Annotated in this window: 9 protein-coding genes; 3 read left to right on the top strand and 6 right to left on the bottom strand. The window is 35.4% G+C overall.

Going from position 1 to position 12,882, the window contains the following annotated elements; translation table 11 throughout:
* Positions 1 to 18: 18 nt before the first annotated feature.
* Positions 19 to 1,554, top strand: a complete 1,536-nt coding sequence (locus tag B0A64_RS23855) for a RagB/SusD family nutrient uptake outer membrane protein (RefSeq protein ID WP_089481960.1) — start codon at positions 19 to 21, stop codon at positions 1,552 to 1,554.
* Positions 1,555 to 1,944: 390 nt separating this feature from the next.
* Complete coding sequence (locus B0A64_RS23850; RefSeq protein ID WP_089481959.1) at positions 1,945 to 3,768, top strand: alkaline phosphatase; 1,824 nt, start codon at positions 1,945 to 1,947, stop codon at positions 3,766 to 3,768.
* 83 nt (positions 3,769 to 3,851) lie between these two features.
* Here the strand turns inward: B0A64_RS23850 and B0A64_RS23845 are convergent, their stop codons facing one another.
* A complete protein-coding gene (locus tag B0A64_RS23845) occupies positions 3,852 to 5,261 on the bottom strand; it encodes an MFS transporter (protein WP_089481958.1) in 1,410 nt (469 codons plus the stop codon).
* A gap of 280 nt (positions 5,262 to 5,541) precedes the next feature.
* Here B0A64_RS23845 and B0A64_RS23840 point away from each other — a divergent pair, with 280 nt between their 5' ends.
* Positions 5,542 to 5,970 carry an SRPBCC family protein gene (locus B0A64_RS23840; protein WP_089481957.1) on the top strand — a complete coding sequence of 143 codons (429 nt, stop codon included), beginning with the start codon at positions 5,542 to 5,544 and terminating at the stop codon, positions 5,968 to 5,970.
* 35 nt (positions 5,971 to 6,005) lie between these two features.
* Here B0A64_RS23840 and B0A64_RS23835 read toward each other — a convergent pair whose 3' ends face one another.
* The 5 genes from B0A64_RS23835 to tssD all read right to left on the bottom strand — a co-directional run bounded on the left by B0A64_RS23835 (position 6,006) and on the right by tssD (position 12,413).
* Positions 6,006 to 7,034 (bottom strand): DUF2931 family protein, encoded by a 1,029-nt coding sequence (locus tag B0A64_RS23835; protein ID WP_165769873.1) that lies wholly within the window; start codon positions 7,032 to 7,034, stop codon positions 6,006 to 6,008.
* A gap of 295 nt (positions 7,035 to 7,329) precedes the next feature.
* Positions 7,330 to 8,715 (bottom strand): T6SS phospholipase effector Tle1-like catalytic domain-containing protein, encoded by a 1,386-nt coding sequence (locus B0A64_RS23830; RefSeq protein ID WP_089481955.1) that lies wholly within the window; start codon positions 8,713 to 8,715, stop codon positions 7,330 to 7,332.
* A gap of 2 nt (positions 8,716 to 8,717) precedes the next feature.
* The gene (locus B0A64_RS23825) at positions 8,718 to 9,749 is read right to left on the bottom strand and encodes a DUF2931 family protein (protein ID WP_165769872.1); all 1,032 of its coding nucleotides are present in this window, start codon (positions 9,747 to 9,749) and stop codon (positions 8,718 to 8,720) included.
* A gap of 297 nt (positions 9,750 to 10,046) precedes the next feature.
* Positions 10,047 to 11,912, bottom strand: a complete 1,866-nt coding sequence (locus B0A64_RS23820) for a type VI secretion system Vgr family protein (protein WP_089481953.1) — start codon at positions 11,910 to 11,912, stop codon at positions 10,047 to 10,049.
* Between the two features lie 120 nt (positions 11,913 to 12,032).
* Positions 12,033 to 12,413: a type VI secretion system tube protein TssD gene (gene tssD, locus B0A64_RS23815; protein WP_089481952.1), complete on the bottom strand. Its 381-nt coding sequence runs from the start codon at positions 12,411 to 12,413 to the stop codon at positions 12,033 to 12,035.
* Between the last annotated feature and the right edge of the window lie 469 nt (positions 12,414 to 12,882).

Here is a 12,882-nt window from a genome sequence, read left to right as displayed (position 1 = left end):
AAATATAAAAAATATAAAATGAAAAATTTAAGTCTTTTAGTATTGAGTTTTGTGCTTTTGTTGAGCACTACGGCTTGCGAAAGTGAACTTGATTTGGTTCCGCAAGGAGCACCTTCAAGCGGAAATTTCTGGAAAACACCTGCTGATGCAAAAGCAGGGGTAAATGCAATTTATGCTTTATATTCTGATGATAATATGTATGGTCGTGGCTTTTTCTGGCTCAATAATGCGAGTGACGATATAGGAACCAAGCCGAGACAAAATGCAGAACGTATCAAAAATTTTATTGTAGACGGAGCAGAATCGGATACCAAAGATATCTGGAGGTTGCACTATGAAGTTATGAAACGTTGCAATGATGTAATTCGTAACATTCCGAAGATCTCATTAGACGACAAAACAAAAAATATGATGTTGGGCGAGGCTTACTTCAATCATGCCGTAATGCATCTGGAAGTAGCGTACCGTTATGGAGATGATCGTGCCGGAATACCAATTCAGGATCGTGACAATCCTACGAATGTCTATGTACCACGTGCAAAAAATGTAGCTGAAAACTACGCTTATATCGCAGCAGATTTAGTAAAAGCAGCAGATTTATTGCCGTATTTTAATGAGCTTACTCCGGACAATTACGGGCGTGCACACAAAACAGCGGCTTGGGGATATCTGGTTCGTACCTATTTGTATGCAAAAGATTGGGACAATGCCATTAAGTATGCCAATATGATCGTAAACAGTGGTAAACATAAGTTATTGGATAATTTTGAAGATGTATTTAAAATCAAAAACAACTGGTCGTCAGAATATATCTGGTCTGTAACCTCGAGTGCCGAAAATACTTCGTTAGGATCTATTTTTCCGGGAGTTTGTCTGGAAGATAAAGGTTGGGGAGTTTACAACGGTTGGGGAAATTTTTATCCTACCAAAGAATTGTTTGATACTTATGATCCGGCAGATAAAAGACGTAGCGCTACCATCTTGCAAAAAGGGGATAAATTCATGTATTTTGGTGAATTAGTGACTTTTAACGAAGGAAAATATCAGGTAAGTTCAAGTAACAGAACCGGATATCAGTTCAATAAGTATATGGAGCCTTTTGGTTACGCAAAAACGACGTCCGGAGGGATTGATATTCGTTATGTAAATGCAAACGGAGACAAACCATCGACAGCTTTAAACGTACCACTTTTGCGTTATGCCGATGTTATTTTGATGCTTGCCGAAGCAAAATTAATGAAAGGTCTGAGTGCCGATACCGAAATTAATATGATTCGCCGTCGTGCAGGTCTTACAGATCTTGCCGGAGCAACATTAACAGACTTAAAAAGAGAAAGACGTTGCGAATTGGCTGGAGAATGGACAGATCGCCATTTCGATTTAGTACGTTGGGGCGATGCTCAGGCAACTTATGCAAAACCTTTGCACCATTATAACGGAACCGTAATTTATCCTGCCCGTAATTTTAACCCTGCAATTCACCACGTTTGGCCAATACCACCAGACGAGATTGCAGTAAGCAAAGGAGTACTTACCCAAAATAAAGGTTGGTAGTTTGTAGTTTATTTTGTTTGTTTATTTTTTTTCTGCACTGCAAGCTTAGTCGGAGCTTGCAGTTGTATGAAAAACACAAACAAATCTATATATAAAAATAAGCCAGTCTTTTTTGCGGAAAAGGCTGGTTTATGTTTAATTTTTATAGCCACAGATTAAAATGATTAAAAGTGATTTTTAATTATAGGTTAACAATTTTAAACTAGTCATAAAAGTAAGTCCCGGCAGGACGTTATATTTATAGCAAAGTATATACATTATTCAGGTTAAAGCTCCAGCGGAGCGATATATGTTTATCTGCTGGATTGCTAAATATGTCACCATAAATACCAACGATAACATTTCTAATAAGCTAGCTACAGCTTTAGAAATGAACAAACCCAATTTTCAATGAAAAAAATAATCACCCTTTTTTGCCTTCATTTTTTCTTGTTAGCGCAAGCACAGGAATACAGTTCCTCGAATATACATTCGCACAATGATTACGCCGGAAAACTTCCGTTTTATGAAGCGTATTCTAATGAAACCGGTGTTATCGAAGCCGATGTTTTTTTGGTAAATAACGAATTAATGGTAGCACATACTGCCAAAGAAATTGCTCCGCAAAACACCCTTAAAAGTTTATATCTGGATCCGCTTGCAACAAAATTTAAAACGTTAGGAGGAAAAGCATATTCAAGTAATAAACCTTTGATTTTAATGATCGATATCAAGACAGAAGCAGATCCAACTTTAAAATTAATAGCACAACAATTAAAGACTTATCCCGAGTTGATTTCGAATAAAAACCTAAAAGTTGTAATTTCAGGAAACAGACCTTCTGCGGTAAACTGGAAAGAATATCCTGAATTTATTTATTTTGACGGAAGACTGAATGAGAACTATTCGCCAGACCAATTGTCCCGCGTCGAAATGATTAGCGAAGATTTAAAAGAAATCACAATCTGGAATGGTAAAGGGGTAATGACACAAGCCGATGCTGAAAAAGTACAATCGATTATCAAAAAAGTTCACGATCAGCATAAAAAAATAAGATTCTGGGCGACGCAGGATAATGTAAATACCTGGATGACATTAATGAACTTAAAAGTTGATTTTATAGGGACGGATAATGTTCCGGAATTAACCCATTTTATCAACAATATCAAGTCTACATTTTATCAAAACACCGAGTTTCATCAGGTTTATGTTCCTAAAAATGCTTTGGGTTTTGGGAAAAAGAATCCTAAAAATGTCATACTTTTAATTGGTGACGGAATGGGACTAACACAGATTTATGCAGGATATACGGCCAACAAAGGGCAGTTGAGTTTATTTAATATTCCGACTCAGGGACTTTCGATTACAAAATCGTCAGACAGTTACATCACAGATTCCGCTGCCGGAGCAACTGCAATGGCAACAGGACATAAAAGCAATAACCGTTTTATTAGTGTCGATGAAAACGGAAAACCTTTGGAATTAATCACGCAACAGTTGGCAAAGAAAAATTACAAAACAGCTATAATTTCCGCAGGTAATATTACAGATGCTACACCGGCGGCTTATTATGCACATCAACCTGAGAGAAGTTACAGCGAACAAATTGCCGAAGATTTTTTATCGAATCCGTCAGATATTTTGATTGGCGGAGGAACAAAAGAATTTACATCAAGAAAAGATGGTAAAGATTTGTCGAAAGTATTGATTGAAAAAGGATATACTTTCTCCGATAAATTCAATACGCTGGATACCATAAAAAATACAAAATTTATAGTTTTAGATGATGCTTCGGTAGTTTCTATGAAAGACGGGCGAGGAGACTTTTTAACCAAATCTTTTGCAAAAGCAACTTCGACTTTTGCTAAAACAAAAAATCCATTTTTTATAATGGCCGAAGGTGCGCAAATTGATTATGGCGGACATAAAACGAATGTAGAATATGTGGTTCGCGAAATGCTCGATTTTGACAAACTGGTTGGACAAGCTATGGAATTTGTAGATAAAAATCCGGAAACATTATTGATTGTAACGGCAGACCATGAAACTGGCGGACTTTCCTTAATAGATGGTAATATAGAAAAAGGATATGTGCACGGAAGTTTTAGTACCAACGATCATACTGCAGTTCCTGTTCCGGTTTTTGCCTACGGACCAGGCGCAGAGAACTTTAACGGTGTTTACCAAAACACTGAAATTTATACGAAGATAATGGCCCTTTTGGTTAAAAAATAAAGTTTAGTTTTTAGTGCCAAAAACCGCTTTTCAATGGCTATTGACAAAGCGGTTTTTTATTTATAAACAGGTTTACTGTTTTATTAATCGGCTGATTTTAAGTTGTCACCGTCTTTAAAATGCAATCTTCTAAAGACCAGACCAGATAGAATAGTTAAAAAACCTACAACCAAAAAGGTATATCTAAAGGCATTGTGAATCTCATGGTGAATGAGTTTTACATCGCCCTGAAAAATTTTAAGAACCAACAATCCAAACGCAATACCAAAACCAATAGCCAGCTGCTGATTTACTGAAACCAGCGAGTTACCACTGCTGGTATGATAATTCCGTAAATCGGCAATCGAAATAGAATTCATCGAAGTAAACTGTATGGAATTAAAGAAACCCAAGACTGAAATAATAGGAATGTACCAATAGATTGAGGTATGAATCGACGGGATTGCCAGCGCACAAATAAGCGCGCCAATAATAAAAGTATTGACCATGAGCGTTTTTCGATACCCGTAAGTATTCAGAATTTTGATTACCGCCGATTTTCCAAGTATTGCCGTAAGCGCCATTGGGGCAACAATCCATCCGGAGGTAACTGCCGACTGTCCGTAAGCAATCTGAATCATCATGGGCAACAACAATGGGATCGAACTAAAACCCAGACGAGTTGCCAAATTGCCTACAATACCTACACGAAAAGTTCGGACCTGAAATAAATCTAAAGGAAAAATAGGGTTGTTGTCTGTTACAGCATGACGATAATACCAATACAACATCAAAAAACCAGACATCAATACCAGTAAAACCGGTGTTACGCGAACAGTATTGCCAAATAATTCTAAAGAAACAGACAATAGGAGCGAAGCTGCAGCAAAAATAAGAAAGCCTTTTAAATCAAAATCGATAACCGGAGACTTATAATCCGGCATAAACTTCAGGCTTAAAATTATACCAATAATACCAAACGGAATATTGATTAGAAAAATCCAGTGCCACGATAGATAATCGACCATATATCCGCCAACCAACGGACCCAATACGGGACCTATCAAGGCAGGAATAATAGCAAAATTCATGGCCTTTAATAATTCTTTTTTAGGAAATGTTCTAATAAGAGCCAGTTTTCCTACAGGGGTCATTAAACTACCGCCAATACCCTGAACAACACGGGCAAAAATTAAATGAGTTAGATTTTGAGAAAGCGAGCAAAACAAAGAGCCAATACTAAAAAGTAACAATGCAAAAATAAAGACTTTTTTAGTCCCGAATTTGTCTGACAAAAAGCCGCTAACAGGCATAAAAAGTGCCAGGGTTAAGACATAACTAATAATAGCATTTTGCATGTCGAGCGGTGACTCGTGCAAATCTTTGGCAATAGAAGTTATTGATGTATTAAGAATCGTCGAATCCAGCATTTGCATAAAAATAGATGTCGCCAGAATAATGGGTAATATTTTTTTTATGCTCTCAGTGTTTTGTCCTTCAGTGTTTGTATTCATGATTTTCTTTGGGCTTGAAACTTTTTCATCATTGTTCTGATAGCAGAGTTCTGAAAAATTTAAAATCTAAAGTTAATTAAATTAATTATCGAAATAGGGATAAATGGTCAAATTGATTTCCTGATTTTGATTGTTATGGATCCTGTTTTTTACGTTTTGTAAATTTTAAATACTGTAAATCAATTAGTTGTGTTTTTATTTGTCATCCAAAAGATAAAATATTTGTAAGAATTGTATATATTTGTTCTTTATAAAATTTCTAAAATAATCCCTCATAGAAATGGAAAAAATCGAACACATCAATTATATAAAATCACCTATTGCAAATGTTTATGATGCAATAACAACGCAAGAAGGTCTTGGCACTGTCTGGACAGAAGAATTGATTGTTAAACCGGAATTAGGTTTTATCAATGAGTTTGATTTTGGAGATTACGATGCTACAAAAATGAGAGTGGTAGAGTTGTCTCAAAATAAGAGAGTAGTATGGAAATGTGTGTATTCTGACCCGGAATGGGTTGGAACAAGCGTTTCATTTGATCTTACCGAGAAGGATGGGGTAACGGCAATTGTACTTAAACATTTTGATTGGCGTGAAGTAACTGAATTTTACCAATGGTGCAATTACAATTGGGCAATATTTTTATTAAGCCTTAAAAGTTACTGCGAAGATGGTAAAGGAACGCCTTTTCAAAAACGAAAATTTTAGGTGGTGTATAATTTCCAAATATGATACTTAATAATTTATAGTTTACCTGTTCGTGTTACTTTTTCTTTTATAGGATATTGTTCGCCAGCTTGTTCTAAATACAAATCAGTAACTCGCTCTGATTTTATCTCAATATTAGGATCAATTTTTATAACCAATTCGAGAGCACCATTTTTATCAATATCTTCTTTAAACAATTTTCTAATTTGATTTTTATCAAAATCTACCGGAATTTCATTCTCTCCGCCTTCAAGATATTTTGCCCAATATTCTTTATCGTGTGTAAAAGCAATTCTGGATACAAATCGCTGTTCTTGCTTGCCATTGCCTGTTGACCAAAAAATTTGAAAAGAAAAAGGAATTGCCCTGTTTTTTTGGTCTACGGGTAAATCATAAGGATCTTCCATTTCTCCATTACACATTTTAATGTATAATGAAGTTATTTTACTTCCTTCGGGCAAGATTACTTTTGGTTTCCAGTTGTGTTTTTCACGGTACTGCTCATAAACCTCTGGCAGGGGGTAACCGTATTGCTTGATCTGTTCTCGAACGTCTTGTGAGATAACAAAATTGTTTTCCAGCCTATGTTGGCTATAGCCATTTCTAAACATATACTTTTCGCCTTCAGTAATAAGTTTAGGGTCTATAATCGTTTCATGAGCCTGAAATCGAGCTACTTCAACCTGGTGTCCTGCTCCCATAACCCAAACTACCACCATTCCTTTTGGGGCAAGACCTATTTTTATGATACTATAGTTATCTATTTCTAACTTAGAGCCTGGTCTGGAATGAAAACCCTCATCAAAGAGTTTTTTTATTTTTTCAGTAGGGAGTTTCCACTCGCCAGTATAAAATTTATCGTCTACATACGACAACCAGGTTATATCGAGATTCTCGGGTAGAGTAGCCTCTATGTTGGTGTCACCTACACCGCCTCCCCAACCAGAGTTGCTAAATCCTCCCATTTGACTAAAAAAATAACCTCCTGCCGCTCCTGTATATACTTCTACAGGATATTCTTTTGGTGCAGAAATATTTGCTGACCACTCATATTTTTTTTCCATACATGAACTTATTGTTATTGCAAAAAGCAATAAAAGCATTGTTTTTTTTATCATTATTGTTCTATATTTTATTATACGTCAGAAAAAAACTTAAATTTCAACAGTCTATGCTATAAAAGATTATTGCTTTTTACTCTCGTATATTATTTTTATTTGATAGTAAAGTGAGATTCTCCGTGGTAGCTTCAATATTAAATTGATTAGTGATTTTTGTTAATTGTCTGCCTACTATTAAATTATAATCTTTTTTCACGATCACTGTTCTGTTTTTACAAATTTTGTTGATTGCCATAATTTAAAACATTTTACGCTTCCTGTCTTTTGTTGGTTCCATGCCGATAGAACCATTGTCAGCAGACCAGTGTAAATATTCATTACGGAGTTTTCGCAAATCTTTCTGCTCTTGTAGCTCTTGCTGGTAAGCCTCAAAATTTTTATCACCAGCTTTTACCCCTTTATACTTTTCATGAATTGCTCCAAACCAGCAAAATGTATATGGCTTACCATTATCTAAAACATACTCTCGCAAACGCTTTTTTACCCGCATAAGCAAAGTATCATTAGAAATACTATATTTATCAATTTCTAATTTGATATCATCAAAAGGTACTTTTTGTGTTGCTATGGCTGATTCTGCCATAAAATGTAGTGGGATGTAACTGTAGTTTTTGCTTAATTCTCGTGTGCCTTTAAGTTCGTGCTGTGGTCCAAAAAGAGAAATTTTTAATTGTTTTTCTAAATACCAGAACTCGTTTGCCAACTTCTCTGAAAGTTTCTCTAATTTTTCTTTAAAATTTTTCTCAATAACCCCAACCACTTCAACACCATCATTGTAACTTCCGCCAATATCTGAATGCACGCCAGGAAATTCTCTTTCTTTTCCTACTCTTGTTTTGGTAAGCGAAAAATTGTCTCGATGCTCATCAGCAGCGGTAAAATGCATGACTGTTTTTGCCCTAGATAAATTGTTTAACTCTAGTTCGGTGGTATCATTATCAAAATCCGGATTTAAACTAATTCCAGCCGAGTAAGAAGATACAGTATCAAAAAGACCTAAAAAACGTACGTTTACCAAATTTACCTTGATATTATTTTGGGCTAAATAATACCCTAAATAACCTTTGCTGTTTTTAAAATTTACAGATTCAGGATATGCTTTTTTTTCAATTTCATCCAAAAAGACTCTTGCTGCTGCTGCACCACGACTGAAACCAAAAACATCTAAATAAAGTATTTTTATTTCGGTCATACCACTTGTTTTTAAATTCACAGCGAGATTTTTGCATCCTTCTTTTACTTTTCCTAATATCCCTGTACCTCCGGTAATAAATCCTGTTCCCAAACCAGCGCCTAATATCGAATCTCCTTTTTCTGCCTCCGTACCAATACCATCTACATACACGGCAAATTTATCAGGATAAGCATCATGAAGTCTTGCTACATTGGACCAGGCATTATAATAACTGCTACTGGTTTTGTCTTGACCATTTTTTCTATACGCTTCTGCAGAAATGGTTTCTTTAGGTGTTAATTTTTCGCCTCTGGCCCGTTTATCATAATACTCTTTGGCATTGGTGTTGTTTTTATTGTTATTGGTACCATCAAAAAAAATACCGATGGTTAGTTCCGTAACTTTATCCTTTTTTTTAGGCCGTGTAAAATTTCCAAATATGACACTCATAACTATTCGTATTTACCTGAATCTTGACAGATTTGGTTTAAATTATATTTTTTCCCAAATTGCTCTACATAAAAACTAGTTACCCATTTATCATCATCTCCTTTTGTTGGATCAATTTTTATAACCAATTCGACAGCTCTATTTTTATCAATATCTTCTTTAAACAATTTTCTAATTTGATTTTTATCAAAATCTACCGGAATTTCATTCTCTCCGCCTTCAAGATATTTTGCCCAATATTCTTTATCATGTGTAAAAGCAATTCTGGATACAAATCGCTGTTCTTGCTTGCCATTGCCTGTTGACCAAAAAATTTGGAAAGAAAAAGGAATTGCCCTGTTTTTTTGGTCTACGGGTAAATTATAAGGATCTTCCATTTCTCCATTACACATTTTAATGTATAATGAAGTTATTTTACTTCCTTCGGGCAAGATTACTTTTGGTTTCCAGTTGTATTTTTCGCGATACTCCTCATAAACCTGTGGCTGGGGGTAACCGTATTGCTTGATCTGTTCTCGAACGTCTTGTGAGATAACAAAATTGTTTTCCAGCCTATGTTGGCTATAACCATTTCTAAACATATACTTTTCGTCTTCAGTAATAAGTTTAGGGTCTATAATCGTTTCATGAGCCTGAAATCGAGCTACTTCAACCTGGTGTCCTGCTCCCATAACCCAAACTACCACCATTCCTTTTGGGGCAAGACCTATTTTTATGATACTATAGTTATCTATTTCTAACTTAGAGCCTGGTCTGGAATGAAAACCCTCGTCAAAGAGTTGTTGTATTTTTTCTGTTGGGAGTTTCCACTCGCCAGTATAAAATTTATCATCGACATACGACAACCAGGTTATATCGAGATTCTCGGGTAGAGTAGCTTCTATGTTGGTGTCCCCTAGACCGCCTCCCCAACCAGAGTTGCTAAATCCTCCCATTTGACTAAAAAAATAACCTCCTGCCGCTCCTGTATATACTTCTACAGGATATTCTTTTGGTGCAGAAATATTTGCTGACCACTCATATTTTTTTTCCATACATGAACTTATTGTTATTGCAAAAAGCAATAGAAGCATTGTTTTTTTTATCATTATTGTTCTATATTTTATTAGACATCAGAAAGAAACTTAAATTTCAACAGTCTATGCTATAAAAGATTATTGCTTTTTACTCTCGGATATTATTTTTTTATTTGATATTAAAGTGAGATTCTCGTTCGTGGCTTCAATATTAAATTGATTAGTGATTTTTGTTAATTGCCCGCCTACTATTAAATTATAATCTTTTTTCACGATCACTGTTCTGTTTTTACAAATTTTGTTGATTGCCATAATTTAAAACATTTTAAATTTTTCTGCACTATTTATCTCCACATCCTTACCGCTTTGCAGGGTTAAATTCTCTTTGTTGCTAAAAACAGTAACACCAGAAGCTATTTCATTAGAGGTATCTGCCTGACGAGTAAAATTCTTGTCAACCATTTCGTTTCTACTATCAGAACTTTCAGTAATATCTCCACTTGCTATTTGGGTTAAATCATTAGCGGCTGTTTGAGAAATGTTTTTTCCTGCATCATAATCCATATTTTCTCCCGCATCAATTTTTACATTTTTACCTGCGTTAACAATAAAATCTTCACCAGCATGTATGGTAAAATTCTTGGGTGCAGTAACATTAATATTCCCTTTTCCGTCCATAAACCAAGAGTTGCCAGACGGGTCTTTTACCAAAATGCTGCTAGCGCCCTCGTCAAAAGTTATGGTACTTCCGGTTTTGGTATAAATACTTTTAATGTTATTATTGGTTTGTCCGCCAGTGCCAATTTTACCATTAAACAAACTGCCTATTACAAATGGTCTGTTGGGATCGTTGTAGCGAAAACCCAGCATGACATGATCGCCTAATTCAGGAATAAAAACCATTCCCCGATTGGTTGCAACTTCATCGCTTGTTCCCGCATCGGGTGTCATTACGCGCAACCATGGTGTACGTTGTTGTTTGGTCGCTTGCCATAGCATTTTTACCCGTATTCTGCCCTGACCTCTGGGGTCGTCGTTGGCTACTACCTCTGCTTGTTGCATTTGGGCTACAGGAAAAGCGATATCTGGCTCAGGTAGCTTTCGTATTTTGGCAGGCAGCGCCTTAAAATTGTTCTCATACTCGCCCACGTCAGTTGCCTTATGCGTTATTTCGGTGATGATATAGATCCCTATTTCGTTGGTTTCGTAATTGATTTTGTTAATGTCCTGTCCGCTTCTAAAAGCCGCTAATTTATCCTTTACCTGCATAGCATCTATACGAATGCTCATGCCTATTCTTAAACTTCTGTTTCGACTGGTTGCGGTTATAAAATTAGATTCGGCTGCGGCACTTTGTTGCTTTTTTTGCAGTATGATTTGCAAATACATATCAGCACCAGTAGTTATTTGGCCATATTCAAATGATGATGTAGCATATAGTTTTTGCGAAGCAGCTATAGCATCAGTACCCAATCTGGGAAAGCCCTCAATCTCGTCTCTGGTCGTGGCCTGATACAGTTGGTCAATGTCTTCGTTGTAAGTAAAAGCCCCAAACTGGTTCGGGATTGCCTGAACAGCAATATTCAGGTTATAAAGATCTTTGTTGTAAACTAATTTTTTATAGACTGTATTAACATCCGGTTTGCCAAAAAAAAGTTTTTCGCCATCATAATACAACCACTCATTGTATTGTTTGGCCAGGCGTTGTATAAATTGAAAATCAGTTTCGAGGTATTGGGTTTGATAGTGTATGGTGTCCTGCAACTCAGGATTGATCGTATTTTGCAGTTGCTCTCCAGCGGCTGTTTTTATCACTTCTTCGACGATAGCATGCAAATTAGTATCTTCCCATGAATTGATTTTTGCTCCTGATTCTAACAAAATGGTTTTAGAATAACCAGTCAGGATAATTTGACTCCCAATATGTCCCAATTCCTGCGCATACTGAATATTGGTTATTATTCCCAGAAAATTGTTTTGTCTCTCCAAGACAACGTGCACCACTTTGCCCAGCCAATTTTGAGCATTTTGCATCGTAAAAGCTCTGGGTTCTTCTATTACCGAGTGAGGTACTTTTATGGTAAATTTATGATGGTTATTAATGCTTTGAACAATTTCGATAGCAGTAAAATGAGAAATCTCTTTACTGTCAACTCCAAATATGATTTTTTCCTGGATCATGATTTTTAGGCTTTTAGGGAATCTTGAAATGAGTAAATACTATAATTATTTCTAATGAGTACAGTCATTAGAAAGTAAAATAAAAGCGATACTAGTATTGCTTTTAGTAAAGAATAAAAATTAAGCTTTTGCCCAATTGTTATCTAAAGTGATTTTCTCGGCAGAGAAAGTGATTTCAGTAGTCATTGTAGTTTCACCCAATGCAAATAATTGCTCACTGAAGAATACAATAAAAGCTTTTTCAAAAGAAATTACTTTTACCACTTTTTCAGATTCAGCATTAAAAAACGTTACTTTTCCGCTTAGCGATTTGTGCTCACTCTTTATTGCCTGCTCAAGAACAAAGGTGTTGGCTGTAGATTTTAATTTTAGGTGTAATCTCCCTTCTGTAATTCCGGACGAAACGGCATCTTTACCATCATTACGTCTGATCAGATCTACTTTTGAAAATAATACTTCATACTCGTTTCCGTCAAATTCTAAAACTGCTTTAAATGCCATAATAAAAAAATTAGATTGTTAAAAAAGTTTTGTTTGTAGAACCCTCTTTATCTTGTGGTTGGTGTAAATAAAAAAAGGGGTAGTCGAAACTGATTTTAGAGTACCTTTTTTGGGTATTTAAAATAGTTTAGATTATTTTTTGCAGGAAGAAAAACGAGATTGGAAATCTATTATGAACGAAAATATAGCTATAAAAATTAAAAACCAAATAAAAATGTAAGATTTTATTTAAAATAATACTAAATTCACAGTAAAAGACGATACCCGTTGCGTGTAGTTACTTCGTTTGTTCGCTTCATTTGAGCGATTAATTATTTATTTCAACACATAGAAACATAGATTTTTTTAACTAAAAAGAATGCAAAAAGAAATACATTTCTTTCACATAGCTAGCTATGTGCATTTTAAATAAGTGAAACGCCTTTTTTAAAGGTCCAAAAACTATATTTCTATGTGTTAAAATTAATTA

Origin of the sequence: Flavobacterium araucananum (genome assembly GCF_002222055.1) — a bacterium.
Taxonomy (GTDB): domain Bacteria; phylum Bacteroidota; class Bacteroidia; order Flavobacteriales; family Flavobacteriaceae; genus Flavobacterium; species Flavobacterium araucananum.
This window is presented reverse-complemented; position numbering and strand designations above follow the sequence as displayed.

Excerpts from the sequence above, each read along its gene's own strand:
- B0A64_RS23855 (WP_089481960.1), top strand. The coding sequence starts at position 19 with ATGAAAAATTTAAGTCTTTTAGTATTGAGTTTTGTGCTTTTGTTGAGC.
- B0A64_RS23850 (WP_089481959.1), top strand. The coding sequence starts at position 1,945 with ATGAAAAAAATAATCACCCTTTTTTGCCTTCATTTTTTCTTGTTAGCG.
- B0A64_RS23845 (WP_089481958.1), bottom strand. The coding sequence starts at position 5,261 with ATGAATACAAACACTGAAGGACAAAACACTGAGAGCATAAAAAAAATA.
- B0A64_RS23840 (WP_089481957.1), top strand. The coding sequence starts at position 5,542 with ATGGAAAAAATCGAACACATCAATTATATAAAATCACCTATTGCAAAT.
- B0A64_RS23835 (WP_165769873.1), bottom strand. The coding sequence starts at position 7,034 with ATGGAAAAAAAATATGAGTGGTCAGCAAATATTTCTGCACCAAAAGAA.
- B0A64_RS23830 (WP_089481955.1), bottom strand. The coding sequence starts at position 8,715 with ATGAGTGTCATATTTGGAAATTTTACACGGCCTAAAAAAAAGGATAAA.
- B0A64_RS23825 (WP_165769872.1), bottom strand. The coding sequence starts at position 9,749 with ATGGAAAAAAAATATGAGTGGTCAGCAAATATTTCTGCACCAAAAGAA.
- B0A64_RS23820 (WP_089481953.1), bottom strand. The coding sequence starts at position 11,912 with ATGATCCAGGAAAAAATCATATTTGGAGTTGACAGTAAAGAGATTTCT.
- tssD (WP_089481952.1), bottom strand. The coding sequence starts at position 12,413 with ATGGCATTTAAAGCAGTTTTAGAATTTGACGGAAACGAGTATGAAGTA.